This window comes from Spongiimicrobium sp. 3-5, assembly GCF_046557915.1.
Classification (GTDB): domain Bacteria; phylum Bacteroidota; class Bacteroidia; order Flavobacteriales; family Flavobacteriaceae; genus JBHEBG01.
This window is the reverse complement of record NZ_JBHEBG010000001.1, coordinates 1,182,923-1,199,668: the sequence shown is the minus strand read 5'-3', so window position 1 is coordinate 1,199,668 and position 16,746 is coordinate 1,182,923. Positions and strand designations below refer to the sequence as shown.

Sequence of the window (16,746 nt, the reverse complement as noted above, 5' to 3'; positions counted from 1 at the left end):
AACCTAAGTTATCAAAAGAATATTTATTGAAAAGCATTGGTCATTTATGGAAATGTCCTATATTTGCACCCCTTTTAAAAGGGAAAAACAATAAAGAATTAATAATCGGGGTCGGGCACCCTACAAATTAATGTGATATGCCAGTTAAAATTAGATTACAAAGACACGGAAAAAAAGGAAAACCTTTTTATTGGATCGTTGCAGCCGATTCTCGCTCAAAAAGAGATGGAAAATTTCTAGAAAAATTGGGTACTTACAACCCAAACACCAATCCGGCCACCATAGATCTTAAAGTAGACAATTCTGTAACTTGGTTGCAAAATGGGGCACAGCCTTCTGATACTGCCAAAAGAATATTATCCTATAAAGGTGTGCTTCTAAAGCATCATTTATTAGGTGGGGTTCGCAAAGGTGCTCTAACCGAGGAACAAGCGGAAGAAAAATTCAACGCTTGGCTTGCCGAAAAAGAAAAATCCGTAGCATCCAAAGTAGATGGCCTAGACAAGGTTAAGGCAGATGCTAAAGCCAAAGCTTTACAAGCCGAGAAAGAAGTAAATGAAAAGCGCGCCCTTGCTGCCGCTGAAGTTGAAGCTCCAGAAGCAGAAGCAGTAGTGGAAGAAGCAGCCCCCATAGTGGAGGAAGCAGAAACTGCTGTTGAGGAAGTTGCTGCTACCGAAGAAGCCACAAAAGAAGAAGTCGTTGCCGAAGAAGCAGCCCCTGTTGCTGAGGAAGCAGCTCCTGTTGCCGAAGAAGCGGAAGCCGTTGCTGAAGAAGCAGCTCCTGAAGCTACTGAAGACAAAAAAGCAGCTGCCTCTGAAGAGGAATAGCCCTTTGAACGATGCAGAAATCAGCTTGTTTCTACCTCGGCAAAGTCGTTTCAAAATATAGTTATAAGGGAGAAGTCTTAGTAAAATTAGATACGGACGAACCCGAACTCTACGAAAATATGGAATCAGTATTTGTTTCTTTAGGAAACAATCTGGTTCCTTTTTTTATTGAAAGATGTTCCTTGCACAAATCCAGCTTGTTACGGATTCGCTTTGAAGAAGTCGCCAATGAGGCAGATGCAGATAAGATAATGGGAGCTAAATTGTATTTACCTTTGGACTTTTTGCCCAAATTGGAAGGCAACAAATTCTATTTCCACGAAATTATAGGTTTTAACCTGCAAGATAGCGTCCATGGCGATATCGGTATTGTTAAAAGTGTCAATGATACCACCAATCAGGCGTTATTTGAGGTAGAAAAAGGTGACAAACAACTACTGATTCCCATAAACGATGATATCATCACCAAGGTAGATCGGGAAAATAAAACCATTTATGTTACTACACCAGAAGGTTTGGTAGATCTTTATTTGAACTGATTCTAAGTTTCAAATTCAAAATAACCAAACACTAACCCCTTTCCTATTTTGGATATCTTTACATTTCACCTTAACAACAATGCCATGTTCAAATTATATGCAGTTTTGTTCGTTTTCTGTATTTTCTCCTGTAAACAGCAACAACCCGTACCCAAACAAGTAGATGGCCCGCCGAATGTTGTTCTTATATTAACAGACGATCAGGGATATCAAGATCTCGCGGTATACGGATCCCCAGATATTGATACTCCCCATTTAGATGGTCTGGCGGCAAATGGCGTAAGGCTTACTAGTTATTACGCGCCCCAAGCAGTTTGCTCTGCATCCAGAGCAGGAATTTTAACAGGATGCTACCCCAATAGAATAGGTATACACAATGCCATGATGCCAGATAGCAAAATAGGCCTTCATCCTTCCGAAACCACCCTTGCCGAAATGTTACAAGAACGTGGATACAAAACCGCCATCTTTGGAAAGTGGCATTTGGGAGACCACCCCAAGTTTCTTCCTACCAAACATGGTTTCGATGAATATTATGGCATTCCCTATTCCAATGATATGTGGCCATTACACCCACAACAGGGGCCTATCTTTAATTTTGGGCCGTTGCCACTCTACCAAAACGAAAAAGTAATAGATACACTTACCGATCAGTCTTTGCTCACCACTAGGATTACGGAACACAGTGTGGATTTTATCAACAGAAATGCCGACAGTCCTTTCTTTTTGTATGTACCACACCCCCAACCCCATGTACCCTTATATGTTTCGGATAAATTTAAAGGAAAATCAAAAAGAGGATTGTACGGAGATGTAATTATGGAAATAGATTGGTCCGTGGGACAGATCATGGAGGCATTAAAAACCAATGGTCTGGAAGAAAATACCATAGTTATATTTACCTCGGACAATGGTCCATGGCTCTCCTATGGCAACCACGCCGGCAGTGCCCTACCTTTTAGGGAGGGCAAGGGAACCGCCTGGGAAGGTGGCCAACGGGAACCTTTTATAATCAGGTATCCAAAAAAATTAGAACCCAAGACTATTGATGTGCCCGTAATGGGCATAGATGTGCTGCCAACGATTGCTGAATTAACGGAATCGGCCCTGCCCAAAACTATTATTGATGGTAAAAGTGTTCTAAAAGTGCTTAGCGGAGAAAGTACTGAAAGCCCTCAGGAAGCCTATTTCTTTTATTATAGGGTGAACGAACTTTTTGGAGTAAGATATGATAAATGGAAAATGTACTTTCCACATAGGTACCGTACTATGGAAGGACAAAAGCCCGGGCGTGACGGGCTCCCCGGATCTTATGCCTATGTAGATTTGGAGGAAATAGAATTATACGATCTTAGCAACGATATCAGTGAAACCAAAAACGTAGCGGACAATTTTCCTGAAGTAGTAGCGAAAATTGATTCCTTAGCCAACCAAATGCGGTCTCGGTTGGGCGATGCTTTAACCGAAATAGAAGGCTCTGAAACCCGTGAGACAGGGAAAGCTGAGTAAGAAAGATGGGCAAACCCTTCAAATTCAAACAATTTAGTATTCACCAAGACCGATGCGCCATGAAAATAGGCACCGACGGTGTATTACTCGGTGCTTGGACTTTGTTGCGCAATACGCCAAGCACCATTTTGGATATTGGTGCCGGCACTGGATTAATTTCTTTAATGCTGGCACAAAGAAGCGATGCGGAAGTTATAGATGCCATAGAAATTGATGGGGATGCCTATGAACAATGCGTAGAGAATTTTGAGGCTTCGCCATGGGCAGACCGACTATTTTGCTATCATGCTGGTCTGGATGAATTTACGGAGGAAATAGATGACAAATACGACCTCATCATTTCAAATCCGCCTTTCTATTCCGAAGAGGTGTCCAGCAGAAACCGGGCCAGGGATCTGGCAAGGCAAAATCTGTCGTTACCGTTTGAAACCTTGTTGCAAAGCAGTAGCTATCTGCTTAATGCCAACGGTGTTCTTAGTATCATTGTTCCGTATAACCAGGAGGTAAACTTTGTACAATTGGCAGCTACTTTTAATTTATATCCAACGCGCATTACCCATGTAAAGGGCACTTCTATATCACCGGTTAAAAGGAGTTTGATTGAATTTGCTTTCAAGAAAACCGAAGTTTCCCGCAACGAGCTTACCATAGAATTGGAACGTCATAGGTATAGTGATGCATATATTGAACTGACCAAGGAATTTTACCTAAAAATGTAATTTCTACAATCGTCTTAACATAGGTCTGGTAAGGCATGTTGGTCCACCCCCACCCTTGATACTGATTTCATTGCCCGAATACGTGAATACCTGACACCCCGCTCGCCTAAGGGCTTCTTCGGTCTTCGGATTACCTTGTACCATAATACATTTTCTAGGCGCAACGGCCAAGACATTACATCCCATACTTTCAAACTCTTCTTCGGCAACTTCCACAAACTCATATCCCATTTCTAAAAGCCTATTTCTAAACCTTATAGGCATTAAGGGTGAATATACTACAGCCAAATCTTTATCTACCGGACTTAATATGGACATTAAATGAAACACATCCAAAGGTCCTTTATAATGGGGCAGGTTGACTATGATGATTTCAATACCTAATGGGGTAAGTAATCTTTCCAATTGTCTTATCCCTTCGGCATTTGTTCTATACGTTTGCCCTACCGCAAGTGTGTTTTTGTTTAGCCAAGCCACATCGCCACCTTCCAAAGTACCCGGAGCTTCTATACTTCCAAGGATATTTATATTCTGCTTTCTGTACATGGACTCCTGGGCCTTTGGCTCTAAACTTCTTTCCGCTTTGCCCATATTACAAAGCACAACCCCGTAATCGGTTACTATAGATGCATCCCTGCAGTATATAGCATCTATAGTAACTTTATCGTCTTTGGGAAAATTTGTGGTTTTACATCCAAGTTGTATCAACAGTGATTCAAACGCTTTGTACTCTTTCACAGCCATCTTAAAATCGGGCTTAGCAAGGTAATTCAGTGATTCCCATTCGTTGCTCAGGGTAAAATCATCTATAAAAGCCTGCATAACCGGTTTAAGAAAAACCGAATCCAAAGTGTGGTATTCCGATTGTGCCGTAAATTCCATATCATAAACATTTAGTCGACTTCTTTATTCCTTTTTTTCATTAAGATGTAAAACGGAATTCCGGTCAACAGCAAGATAAAGCCCCAAAAAACCGCCTTTTCCCCAGCGCCATAAATAGCCCAAAGCGAGAATAAAAAGGCAATTCCTCCCAAAGCAATAACGGACCACCGCTTGTTTGCACCAAGTTTTTTCTCCGCCATAATCAAAAGATATGCGGCCGAGGTAAAGAGGTAGGGTACCAAAGTGCATAAAGTAGTCAATAAGATCAAAAACCTAAACTTCCCCACAAGGCCTTCGCTATAATTCATAAGCATAACCAAAGAAGTTAAAGCACTACCAATAATAATCCCCAAAATGGGCATTCCATTAGAATTTTCCTTTTTAAAAATCCTCGGGAAAAGATTGTCCTTAGCCGATGCCCTAGGTACCTGCCCCATAACCAATATCCATCCGTTAAGAGCTCCAAATGCCGCTATTGCAGCTCCTGCAGCTACCAAGTTACGACCCCATTCCCCTGTCATAATGCCCATAGCATCTGCAAAGGGAGCAGGTGATTGCGCCAGTTGGAGCATGGGAATCATTCCCATTACAGCAACGGTGCCCAAAATATAGATTATGGTAGTAACAATGGTCCCGATCATGGTTGCGCGGGCAATGGTTTTTTTGGGATTTTGCACATTTTCCGCGGGGATGGTTGCACTCTCTATTCCCAAAAATGCATAGAGCGTCATTGTGGCCGTAATTGCAATGGCACCAAAACTACTTGTATCGCTAGCGTTTAATGGTAAAAAATTATCGACATTAAAAAAGAAGAAACCTCCAAAGATTATCAATACCAGGGGCGCCAACTTAAGAACCGTGGTAATCAATTGCATTTTTCCCGACTCCCTAATATCCCTAGAGTTTAACCAGGTAAGAAACCAAATAGCACTTAATGCTGTTATAATTGAAATGAAGGAGCTCTCCTCCAGAATAGGAATAAAAACACTTAATGCGCTCACAAAGGCAATAGCGATTGCCGCATTGCTCACCCAGATAGATATCCAGTATCCCCAAGCTATTAAAAACCCCATAAAATCTCCAAAGGCCGCCTTGGTATAGGCGTAGGGTCCTCCACTTTTATTTGCTACAAGTACACTAAGTTTGCTAAAGACCTTGGCTAAGACCAATGCCCCTGTGGCAGAGGCTATCCAACCAAAAATACTGATTCCTCCATAGGTTGCCAAAGCTGCTGGCATTAAAAAGACCCCGGCGCCAACCATATTCCCCACAACAAGCGAAGTACTCATCCAAAGGCCCAGTCCTTTTTCTCTTGTGGTTTTATTCATTAAGCCGGGTGATATTCATATTATCCCTGTAAATTGGTTATTTTTGAGAAGCTAGTCTTTCCCAATTTACAATATTTATGCGTGATAATTTTTATATAGACCCCGATATCACCAAAGCCAGCACTTTACCGGCTTCCTTCTATAGCGACCCTAAAGTATTTGAGGATATTAAAAACAAGGTTTTTTACTCCTCTTGGCAATGGATTGGGCATGAGCATAATGTGAAGTTGCCCAGACAAGCACAACCATTTACACTTTTGGACGGCTATTTGGATGAACCGATGTTGCTTACCAAAGACGATTTAAACAACATCCATTGCCTCACCAATGTTTGTACCCATAGGGGCAATCTGCTTATACGGGATGCCTCTAAAGTAAAAAAGCTTATTTGCGGATACCACGGGAGAAGATTTTCCTTGGATGGCACTTTTGAACATATGCCCGAGTTTAGTAAAGCCACTGATTTTCCTAAACCGTGTGATAATCTGCATCAGTTTCCGCTTCGCAAATGGGGTCCTTTTCTATTTGCCGGCCTTAATCCCTCCTTCGATTTTCAAAAAGTAATCGATACCATGCAAGAACGGGTGGGCTTTTTACCATTGCAGAAGTTTGTATTGGATGAAAGCCGATCCAAAAACTATTTTGTAAATGCCCATTGGGCCCTTTACTGTGATAATTATTTGGAGGGGTTTCATATTCCCTTTGTCCATGAAGACCTAAATGAGGTTTTGGATTATGGTAATTATGATACCCTGATCCACGATTATTTAAACGTGCAAATTGGATATGCCGATGGATCCCAAACCATCTTTGATCTTCCCAAAGGGCATATTGATTATGGCAAACATATAGCTGCTTACTATTATTGGGTATTCCCCAATATGATGTTCAATTTTTATCCATGGGGACTTTCTGTAAACATTGTGCATCCCCTTGGATTGAACCGTACAAAAGTTACTTTCCTAAGTTATGTTTATGACCCAGATAAATTGGATAAAGGTGCAGGATCTATTTTAGACAAGGTAGAGCTAGAAGACGAAGAAGTGGTGGAAGGGGTACAAATAGGGGTAAGATCAAAATTTTACAAAGCCGGACGGTTTTCCCCGGACCGCGAACAAGGGGTACATCATTTTCACGGTTTGTTGGCCCGCTTTTTAAACGACTAGCAAAGCAAAATTTATTTAAAAATGTAACAATGGTGCTTTGTATTGTTATATTTCTTTAGCTACCTTTGACCAAAATTTTTAGGATGAAGCCCGATTTATTTGAAGCACCCGATTACTATAATCTAGACGATTTATTCAGCGAAGAACATATTTTGGTGCGCGATGCTGCTCGCCAATGGGTTAAAAGAGACATCTCCCCAATTATTGAGGACTATGCACAACGGGCCGAATTTCCAAAGGAAATTATTGGTGGTTTGGCAGAGATAGGGGCTTTTGGACCCTATATTCCGGCAGAATACGGTGGTGCGGGACTAGACCAAATAAGCTATGGGCTAATAATGCAAGAAATTGAACGTGGGGATAGTGGTGTACGTTCTACCGCTTCTGTGCAATCTTCCTTGGTTATGTATCCTATCTATGCCTATGGCACCGAAGAACAGCGTAAAAAATACTTGCCCAAACTGGCTACCGGAGAATTCATGGGATGTTTTGGTCTTACCGAACCCGATCATGGCTCCAATCCTTCGGGCATGACTACCAATTTTAAGGACAAGGGCGATCATTATCTACTAAATGGCGCCAAACTATGGATTTCCAATTCTCCCTTTGCCGATATTGCGGTGGTATGGGCAAAAAATGAAGAAGGCCGAATACATGGCCTCATTGTTGAACGCGGTATGGAAGGCTTTTCTACACCAGAAACCCATAACAAATGGTCCTTACGTGCTTCTGCTACCGGGGAGTTAATTTTTGATAATGTAAAAGTGCCCAAAGAAAATTTATTGCCCAATAAAAGTGGCCTCGGAGCTCCATTGGGCTGTTTGGATTCTGCCAGATATGGTATTGCTTGGGGGGCTATTGGTGCAGCTATGGATTGTTACGATACAGCACTTCGCTATGCCAAGGAACGTGTTCAATTTGGAAAGCCTATTGCAGCTACGCAATTGCAGCAAAAAAAACTGGCCGAGATGATTACCGAAATTACAAAGGCACAACTATTGGCCTTCCGTTTGGGACAACTTAAGAACGAAGGGCGTGCCACAAGTGCCCAAATATCCATGGCCAAGCGCAACAACGTGGACATGGCCATAAAAATAGCACGCGAGGCCAGACAGGTACTAGGAGGCATGGGTATTACAGGGGAGTATAGTATTATGAGACATATGATGAACCTGGAAAGCGTTATTACCTATGAGGGCACACACGATATTCATTTACTCATCACCGGAATGGATATTACGGGGCACAGCGCGTTCAAATAATTTAGCACTGGTCTTTATTTCCGCGTACCGTGGGTCTTGAATGTAATCTTGTTTTTGCATTTTAACGACTTCTATGCTCAGAAACCCAAATTCTGTGACTACTTTTCCATAAAAGCGGTAGATTCCTTTGCCCCTAAAAAAATATTTGGCGGCCACGGGCGGAAAAAGTACCGTATCGAAAACTTCACCCCATTGATCTACCAAAGTGGCAAAATGCATCTGTTTTCCATGATGGGTAGTAGTGTTCTTCACTGTAACCAAATAACCATAAATATCTATATGTTTGCCTAAATAACGATTCAAATCCTTGCTGCCATTTTTATTTTTCGGAGGTGTTGTCAAAAGCTCAAACGGACTACATAAAGAGAATCCTAAAAGCTCTAACTGCTCAAAGGCCGTTTCCAAATCCGTGGTATGTAATTGGGGTATCTTAAAATTTTGGTGTTTGGGCGGAAACAGTTTTGGATGATCCATTACTGTTCCTTTGGACAGTAATAAATGGGCTTTCCACAACAGTCTATGTTTATTGATTTGGGTAAACCTAAATGCATCTATGCGTATTAAAATACTTGCTTGTTCTATGGATATGGGCACACGGTCCAAAAAGTCTTCCAAGGAAACAAAACATCCATTTTGCTGTCGCTCCTTTAGGATACGTTCCATTACCCTCGATTCCATTTCCTTAAGGTACATATATCCCAAATAAATGTCTTTTTCCAAGATATAATTGATGATTAAGCTTTTATTGATACAGGGCGGGTGTATTGTTGCCCCAAGCATTCGAGCCTCATGAATATAGAATTCTGATCGGTAAAATCCCCCTCCGTTATTAAGCACGGCCACCATATATTCCAATGGAAAATAGGCCCGCAAAAATAGGCTTTGGTAACTCTCCACCGCATAAGAGGCAGAATGTCCCTTGGCAAAGGCATAACCTGCAAAACTGGCCACTTGGTTCCAAATCTCAAAGATCAGTGTTTCCGCATATCCTTTCTTGCGACAATTCTCTATAAACTTGTCCTTTACCTTTTGAAACTCTTCACGAGAACGGAACTTACCACTCATTCCACGTCGTAATACATCGGCTTCCCCTAAGGTAAGATCTGCAAAATAGTGGGCCACTTTTATAACATCTTCCTGGTAGACCATAACCCCATAAGTATCGGGCATAATATTCAACATCACCGGATGTGCCTGTTTTTCTGCCCTACCTTCATTTCGGTGACGTAGAATATACTCGCGCATCATACCGCTCTTGGCAACCCCGGGGCGTATAATAGAGCTAGCTGCCACCAGCCCCAAATAGTTGTCTACTTCCAATTTCTTTAACAGCATGCGCATGGCTGGCGATTCCACATAAAAACAGCCCATACATTGTGCGGTTTTGATCAGGTCGTTTATTTGTGGATCTGTTTTAAACTTTTTTATGTTGTGGATATCCAGAGCAGTAAACTCGCTTGGTCTATTATAGGCCACTATTTCCATGGCTTCCTTAATTTTTCCAAGGCCCCGCTGTCCCAAAATATCAAACTTATAAAGGCCTACGTCTTCTGCAATTACCATATCAAACTGTGTAGTGGCAAATCCTTTTGGGGGTAGGTGGGTGGCCGAGAAATAGTGTAATGGCCGCTCACTGATTAAAATACCTCCGGCATGGATACTTAAATAATTGGGCAGCCCTTTTATCAATCTTCCGTATTTTAAGACCAATTGGGAAACCTCGTCCAACTTTGAAACTTGGTATCGGCCACCACTTAAAAAATCGATTTCGCTTTTGGGAAGCCCAAACACTTTCCCCAATTCCCTGACCACCCCTTTTTCCTTAAATGTAACATAGGTACCCAATAGGGCTACATTTTTGAACCGTTCAAAAATATATTCCGTCATTGCCGGCCTGTCTTTCCATGAAAAATCGATATCAAAATCGGGCGGATTGGCCCTATAAAGATTGATAAAACGCTCAAAATAGAGATCTAACTCTATAGGATCTACATCCGTAATCCGTAACAGGTAAGCCACAATACTATTGGCCCCACTGCCCCTGCCCACATAGAAGAACCCACGTTTCCTTGCTTCTGATACAATATCCCAATTGATTAGAAAGTAGGATACAAAACCCATTTTTTTAATGAGTTTTAGTTCTTTTTCCAAGCGCTCCATGATAATATTCCCTCCATCGGGATAGCGATAGGGCAACCCCTCGTCGCATAATTTTTGAATTAAGCGCTCATCTTCTTCCCGTGTTCCGGTGTAGGTACTTAAATTTTGTGGTCGCCGTCCTTCGGAAAAATCGAAATTGATACTGCACAAGCGTAGTAATTGTTCTGTATTTTCCAGAATAAAACTATATTCGGAAAAAGCTGCCGCCAAGTTTTGGATAGGGAACATTTTTTCATCCTCATGGGCCACTTCGCTTTTGGGAAGCATACTCAACAAAACATTGTTGTCTATGGCCCTTAACAATCGGTGCGCATTAAAGTCGCGCTTGTTCCGAAACGTAACGGGTTGTTGTACCACTAATTTATCTTTGCACGCCATTAACCTAGAAAATGGCAATCGCCTTAAATCAGTAATGGATACACCAACATATTCGTGCGGGGCAAATGTATTTTGATCGTTCAGTAATACCTTCTCAAAAGGATAAACGATATAGGCATCATCAAATTTGGGGGCAATGGGCGGAAACTCTTTGTCTAGATGTAGATATTCCGAAAGAAAAGAATTCAACTCCTGATAACCTTTATTATTTTTTGCAATCCCCACATAACACTGTTCCGCCCCGTTCCTAAAATCGATGCCCAAAATGGGTCTTACACCAAACTCTTCTGCCTTTCGCACAAAGTTTAGACAGGCCGAAGTGTTATTGATATCTGTAAGCACTAACTGGGTAACATGGTTTTCTTGGGCCAATTGTAGCAGCTCAATTTCTGAAAACGCACCATAACGCATGCTATAATATGTGTGACAGTTTAGGTACATGTTTTAGGTTTGCCTTATTTTAAGGGCCTTTATTTTTCTTTGTTATTGTTTTCGATGTGCCAATACTATTGGGGGTTGCCCATTGAACGGGTTGTGCATTCTTCCAATGGTTCTGGCATCCATTGCCGAGGCCCGTATGACACTTTTATCCCCATAACGTCCCCTAATATGATCCATTGCCGCATATAGATTTAGCACTTCCTCGGTATCATCAAAAAGGTTGATTTGATAATTTCCCTGTACCAAGTGGCTAAAGCGAATGCCCACCAAACGCACCAACAATCTTCTGTTATATAGGGTATTGAACAGGTTTAAAATTTTAGGAATCAAAATATGGTCCGCACTGGTATAGGGAATCCGTAATTGTTTGGAATAGGTATTAAAATTCGAATACCTGATCTTTACAGCAATACAAGCTGTTAATTTCTCTCCTCTCCGTAATTGGTATGCCAAATTTTCTGCCATGGCCATAAGGATGCCCTTCAGTTTTACCACATCTATAGTATCCTTATCGAAAGTACGTTCCGTAGAAATGGATTTCCGTTCGCAGAAAGGAACTACCGGGGTGTTGTCCATTCCATTGGCACGTTTCCAAATCACCCTGCCATTGGCCCCCAATACTCTTTGCATCAAATCCATAGGCATCTCTTGGACTGTTTTAATTTTTCGCAATCCTAAATTTCTTAAGGTTTGATAGGTCTTATCGCCTACCATAGGGATTTTTTTTATGGACAAGGGCGCTAAAAACGGCTTCTCATAACCGTAATCTATTTTTAACTGATTATTGGGTTTGGCCTCGTTAGTGGCCACTTTGGATACTACTTTATTGACCGATAGTCCAAAGGAAATGGGGAGTCCGGTTTCCTTGATTATTTTTTGGCGCAGCTCCGAGGCGTATTGATAACAGCCAAAGAAACGGTCCATTCCCGAAAGGTCCGCATAGAATTCATCGATGCTCGATTTTTCAAAAAGGGGCACATGCTCTTTAATGATATCGGTAACCACATCGGAATGTTTGCTATAGGTACCTGCATTGCCTCTTATTACAACAGCTTCGGGGCATAGTTCCCTTGCCATTTTCATGGGCATTCCGGAGTGTATGCCAAAGCCACGCGTTTCATAACTGCAAGCGGCCACCACACCTCGGTCGCTAGTACCCCCAACAAGTAAGGGTCTGTTTTGCAACTCGGTGTTAATGAGTCGCTCTACGGATACATAAAAAGTATCTAGATCTAGATGTAGTATCGTTTTATTCACTATGGTTTGATAAAGCGATACAATATATGGAATATTTCCAATTAATTGGAAATATTCCATATTATTTTAATCCAAAGGTTTTGCCAAAAAAATTCGCTGTTCAAGATTATCCAGTAATTTCTTTTTAAAATTACTGTGCAGAACAAGATAGGCCGAAAAAGCACTGGGTTCTCCATGAATAATGGGACTTGATGCCGCACAAGTATAAACATGGTTGTCCGAAGTTCTTCGTACATTGATGTGCATATTCAAAATCTGTTTTCGAATAGAGATACTATCTTGTTTTTTTCGGGTGAACTTTAAATTTAACACATTGATATTAATAAAACTTGCATACCCATCATACTGCACATCATTGATTTCCATATAGGCCGAAAAATCTTTTTTAATGATCAATTCGGTCATTGACCATGAATTCTGTTTTGTAGGGATTATAAATTTATAAGCACCTACTAACTTTAAATAGTGATTATGGTGCGTGGAAACAATATCGTCCAAATCTTTCGGTGTAGATAATTTAGTAAGATATACGTTGTCTTTTAAATAGCCTACAATTCTATAATCACTATCCCTATTGAGTATTAGGTCTGCTTCGGTCTTGGTTTTGGCTTTTTCAAGGATAACCCGACCTGCAGCGGGGAAACCATCTCTCTTCACTGTAGAATAGGTTCCCAAAAGATAGTTATGCCCATATTTCATGGTCCCGGAAAAAAGGGAAAGTAATTTTTTTACGGGAGTGGCATATCCCATTTTTGTAACCTCTATAAAAGTATAGTTCTCCACAACATTATAGGTACCTTCCCAATGTTCCTGTATCCTATAATCCATAATTACCTTGCGTTTATTGACCACCTGTACCAAGGCTCTATCTACAACCCCACGGGCAAAAGCGTAATAATGCATAATAAAGTATTGAACATCGCTAAGGTTGGTCTTTATTGTTGCCCCTTCCATAGATTCTACCCGCTCGTTTGCCTCGTTATAAAAAAGTGAAAACTCTTCAAAAAGCAAGGCCAAAAGCTCTGCTCTGGTTTTCTTTTCAATAACTGGTTGTGGGTATTTATCAAGATTCTTGGCTTTGCTTAACGAGGTATAGTTGATTCTACTCTCGATATCTTGCTGCGAAATTTTCTTGCTCTTAAGATAGTCTATGACATGTTTTATGAGTAGTGCTACTTCTTTATTTGAACGTTCCATTGTAGAATTTTTTTGAAAATTTCTGAAATAATTTTCTTTTTTCAAAATTTAACAGTGGATAATCATATTTTCCTCAATATTTACCAAAAATCAATTCTATCAAATTAACTCCATAGTGGAATGAAAGTAAAACTACTCATTTTTATGACGATTCTTTCCCTTTACAACCTAAAGGCCCAAAATCAGGTTCAGGGAAAAATCACCGGGATAGATCAACTCCCTTTGATCGGGGTAACGATCTTAGTACAAGGAACTAACACAGGTACTTCCTCAGACTTTGATGGCAATTATAGTATTAGGGCCAATACTGGCGATGTACTTGTCTATAGCTATTTGGGATACAAGACCAAGTTATTGACCGTAAATTCCAATATTTTGAACATCGTTCTATTGGAAGACTTAAGCGAACTAGACGAGGTGGTGGTAGTGGCCTTTGGCACATCTACCAAAAAAGCATTAACGGGCGCATTGGAAGTGGTTACAACGGAAGAGATCTCTAAACAACCACAAGCCAATTTCACCAATGCCCTACAAGGTTTGGCCCCAGGGCTTCAAGTATTTGAAGGCAATGGTCAGCCAGGATCCGGGGCCGGATTTCGAATTCGCGGCATTGGATCGCTTCTAGCAGGTGCGGACCCATTAATTGTACTGGACGGCGCCGTTTTTAACGGGGGACTCTCACAGATCAACCCCAATGATATTGAATCCATCAACGTATTAAAAGACGCAGCTTCCGCTTCTATTTATGGCTCTAGGGCAGCAAATGGGGTTATTTTAATCAATTTGAAAAAAGGACGAAACCAAAAAACGGTCTTTACCATAAATACCGAAGCAGGGTTTACCGAAAACACCAACCCCAATGACTTTAGGCTAATGAATGCGGCAGAATATGTAGAATATTATCGTGAGGCCCTCATCAATAACGGAAGAAACCCCGATGACCCCTCTACCGGATTCTATTTGCCAATAAACCAACAATTTGATACCGACTGGGTTAACGAAGCATTTAAAACCGGGAGCTTTAAAAAATACGACTTTTCTGCTAGGGGCGGTAACGAAAGCACCAGCTTTTATGCCGGATTGGGGTATACCGATCAGGAAGGGACCGTTGTAGGAACCGGCTTTGAAAGAATCAATGGAACCCTTAATCTGGATCATAATCTAAACGACAAGATCGATATTGGGGTCAAAATGCAACTAAATTACAGAAATAGGGATAATCTGATCTCCGAAGGTGGAAGATCGGGGCAACTGTCAGGAGCCTTCAATACCGCTCCTACAGAATCGATTTTTGGAACCCCAGAAACCGATCCGGCACTCGTAGGGGCAGGATTTAATTTTGATATCCCAAGTAATGCCCAACACAATTCGGTGGCTACCGCCGTTCTTAATTCCAATAACAGCGAGAGTTGGAGCGTGAATTCCACTCTTAATCTAGGATACAACTTTACTCCCAAATTCCGAGCAGAAGTATTGGGAAACTACTATTATGCCTCCTTCATAAATAAGGAAACTATTGGTAAAGCCTATTTGGCCGAAACTGAAGACGGAAACTCCGAAGAAGCACGATTTTCCGAAAACACCTTTAATTTTGTAGGTTCATTAGCTTACAACACAACTATTGGCGAAGACCACAAATTGGGTATAAAAGCAGGCTTCGAAACCACCCGCTTCCGAAGCAATGCCCTGGAAGTGGCAAGAAGAGGTTTCACTTTTGCCAACCTCAACGACGTAGGTTTGGCTTCTGGGCCTATTGACCCGTCCGATGTAAGCTCATCCTTTGACGGCAATGCCGTAGCCGGTTTTTTTGGACGGGTCAATTATAGCTATAAGAACAAGGCATTTTTGGAAGGTTCCCTACGAAGGGACGGAGCTTCAAACTTTGGCCCGGACAGTAGATGGGGTACTTTTGGTGCCGTTGGGCTTAGTTATGTATTTTCCGAAGATCTATTTCCAAACTCCGAATGGATCAACAACTTAAAACTAAGAGGTAGTTATGGCTCATCTGGAAATAACGATTTCATCACTGATGACCTGGACTTTGGTAATTTCCTGTGGAGAGATCTCTTTGCCCTGGAAAAGGACTTTGCTATCAATCCTACCGACTTCCTCCCCGGAATAACGGTTTCTTTTGCACCCAACAGAAGTCTACGATGGGAGAAAAACCTACAGTTGGACGTAGGCCTCGATTTTGGATTGTTCAACAACAGATTATCTGGAAGTATAGACTATTTTAGAAGGGTTTCGGAAGACCTTTTATTTGAACTACCTCTTTCCCTGACCACAGGATTTGAAAAGCAGGCAGTAAATTCCAATGCAGAGTTATTGAATACCGGGTTCGAAATTTCCCTATCTGCCTACCCAGTACGCACTGATAATTTTTCGTGGCGGGCAGATGCCAACATCGCTTTCTATGACCAGGAAATACAGCAGCTCCCTGAGGAAGTGGTTTTTTCGGACCGGATTTGGCAAGAAGGAGAACGTTCGGACAACTTTTTCTACCAGCGTTATGCCGGGGTAGACCCTGCTACAGGCGACCCCCTTTACTTGGATGTTGACGGTAATGTAATATCGGACTATGACGGCGAACAAAGTCGGGCAATCGTAGGACAAAGGAGTCCCGACACATATGGCAGTGTTACCAACACCTTTACATATAAGGATATAAGCCTGTCTTTTATGGTTTTCTTCAATGAAGGCAATCAGGAATACTTCAATTTAGGAGAAACCCTTAACGGTGACGGACAAAACTTCCCCGCCAATCAATGGGCCATCGCCTTAAATCGTTGGCAGCAGCCGGGCGATATTACCAATGTACCAAGGGTTAGACTGAACAATCCTAACGGAGGTCTGGAAAGCACACGTTTTCTATACGACGCTTCTTATGTTCGTCTGCAAAACGTAACACTAGGATACGCTATTCCCAGGGAAGTAGTTAGGAATATCGGTTTGGAAAATATCTCCTTTAGGCTAAGTGGCCAGAATTTATGGACCTTAACGGATTTTCCGGGGTACGATCCCACTTCGGAATCATACCCGCTTCCCAGAACCATAACCTTTGGTGTTAATCTATCATTTTAA

12 protein-coding genes are annotated in these 16,746 nt (G+C 41.6%); 7 read left to right on the top strand and 5 right to left on the bottom strand.

What is annotated here, in order from left to right; translation table 11 throughout:
- Nucleotides 1-137 precede the first annotated feature (137 nt).
- From ACEQ81_RS05290 to ACEQ81_RS05275, 4 genes are all read left to right on the top strand, one after another.
- A complete protein-coding gene (locus ACEQ81_RS05290; RefSeq protein WP_411029804.1) occupies nucleotides 138-827 on the top strand; it encodes a 30S ribosomal protein S16 in 690 nt (229 codons plus the stop codon).
- An 11-nt stretch (nucleotides 828-838) separates the two neighbouring features.
- On the top strand, nucleotides 839-1,366 hold the full coding sequence (gene rimM, locus ACEQ81_RS05285; protein WP_411029803.1) for a ribosome maturation factor RimM: 528 nt from the start codon (nucleotides 839-841) through the stop codon (nucleotides 1,364-1,366).
- An 84-nt stretch (nucleotides 1,367-1,450) separates the two neighbouring features.
- A complete protein-coding gene (locus tag ACEQ81_RS05280; RefSeq protein ID WP_411029802.1) occupies nucleotides 1,451-2,875 on the top strand; it encodes a sulfatase in 1,425 nt (474 codons plus the stop codon).
- A gap of 5 nt (nucleotides 2,876-2,880) precedes the next feature.
- Nucleotides 2,881-3,594, top strand: coding sequence for a tRNA1(Val) (adenine(37)-N6)-methyltransferase (locus tag ACEQ81_RS05275; protein WP_411029801.1), 714 nt, complete (start codon nucleotides 2,881-2,883; stop codon nucleotides 3,592-3,594).
- 3 nt (nucleotides 3,595-3,597) lie between these two features.
- Here ACEQ81_RS05275 and ACEQ81_RS05270 read toward each other — a convergent pair whose 3' ends face one another.
- Together ACEQ81_RS05270 and ACEQ81_RS05265 are read right to left on the bottom strand one after the other, a co-directional pair.
- Entirely contained in the window at nucleotides 3,598-4,476 is an 879-nt protein-coding gene (locus tag ACEQ81_RS05270; RefSeq protein ID WP_411029800.1) for a dimethylarginine dimethylaminohydrolase family protein, read from the bottom strand.
- An 11-nt stretch (nucleotides 4,477-4,487) separates the two neighbouring features.
- Nucleotides 4,488-5,804 carry an amino acid permease gene (locus ACEQ81_RS05265; RefSeq protein ID WP_411029799.1) on the bottom strand — a complete coding sequence of 439 codons (1,317 nt, stop codon included), beginning with the start codon at nucleotides 5,802-5,804 and terminating at the stop codon, nucleotides 4,488-4,490.
- A 77-nt stretch (nucleotides 5,805-5,881) separates the two neighbouring features.
- Here ACEQ81_RS05265 and ACEQ81_RS05260 point away from each other — a divergent pair, with 77 nt between their 5' ends.
- Nucleotides 5,882-6,970 carry an aromatic ring-hydroxylating oxygenase subunit alpha gene (locus ACEQ81_RS05260; RefSeq protein ID WP_411029798.1) on the top strand — a complete coding sequence of 363 codons (1,089 nt, stop codon included), beginning with the start codon at nucleotides 5,882-5,884 and terminating at the stop codon, nucleotides 6,968-6,970.
- A gap of 83 nt (nucleotides 6,971-7,053) precedes the next feature.
- Nucleotides 7,054-8,232, top strand: coding sequence for an acyl-CoA dehydrogenase family protein (locus ACEQ81_RS05255; RefSeq protein WP_411029797.1), 1,179 nt, complete (start codon nucleotides 7,054-7,056; stop codon nucleotides 8,230-8,232).
- Here the strand turns inward: ACEQ81_RS05255 and ACEQ81_RS05250 are convergent.
- From ACEQ81_RS05250 to ACEQ81_RS05240, 3 genes are all read right to left on the bottom strand, one after another.
- Nucleotides 8,185-11,211 carry a DNA polymerase III subunit alpha gene (locus ACEQ81_RS05250; protein ID WP_411029796.1) on the bottom strand — a complete coding sequence of 1,009 codons (3,027 nt, stop codon included), beginning with the start codon at nucleotides 11,209-11,211 and terminating at the stop codon, nucleotides 8,185-8,187. The two genes, ACEQ81_RS05255 and ACEQ81_RS05250, sit on opposite strands and share 48 nt — an antisense overlap.
- 42 nt (nucleotides 11,212-11,253) lie before the next feature.
- Nucleotides 11,254-12,468 carry a DNA polymerase IV gene (gene dinB / locus ACEQ81_RS05245; RefSeq protein WP_411029795.1) on the bottom strand — a complete coding sequence of 405 codons (1,215 nt, stop codon included), beginning with the start codon at nucleotides 12,466-12,468 and terminating at the stop codon, nucleotides 11,254-11,256.
- A 66-nt stretch (nucleotides 12,469-12,534) separates the two neighbouring features.
- Nucleotides 12,535-13,665 carry a hypothetical protein gene (locus tag ACEQ81_RS05240; RefSeq protein WP_411029794.1) on the bottom strand — a complete coding sequence of 377 codons (1,131 nt, stop codon included), beginning with the start codon at nucleotides 13,663-13,665 and terminating at the stop codon, nucleotides 12,535-12,537.
- A 120-nt stretch (nucleotides 13,666-13,785) separates the two neighbouring features.
- Between ACEQ81_RS05240 and ACEQ81_RS05235 the strand changes: the two genes are divergently transcribed.
- A complete protein-coding gene (locus ACEQ81_RS05235) occupies nucleotides 13,786-16,746 on the top strand; it encodes a SusC/RagA family TonB-linked outer membrane protein (protein WP_411029793.1) in 2,961 nt (986 codons plus the stop codon).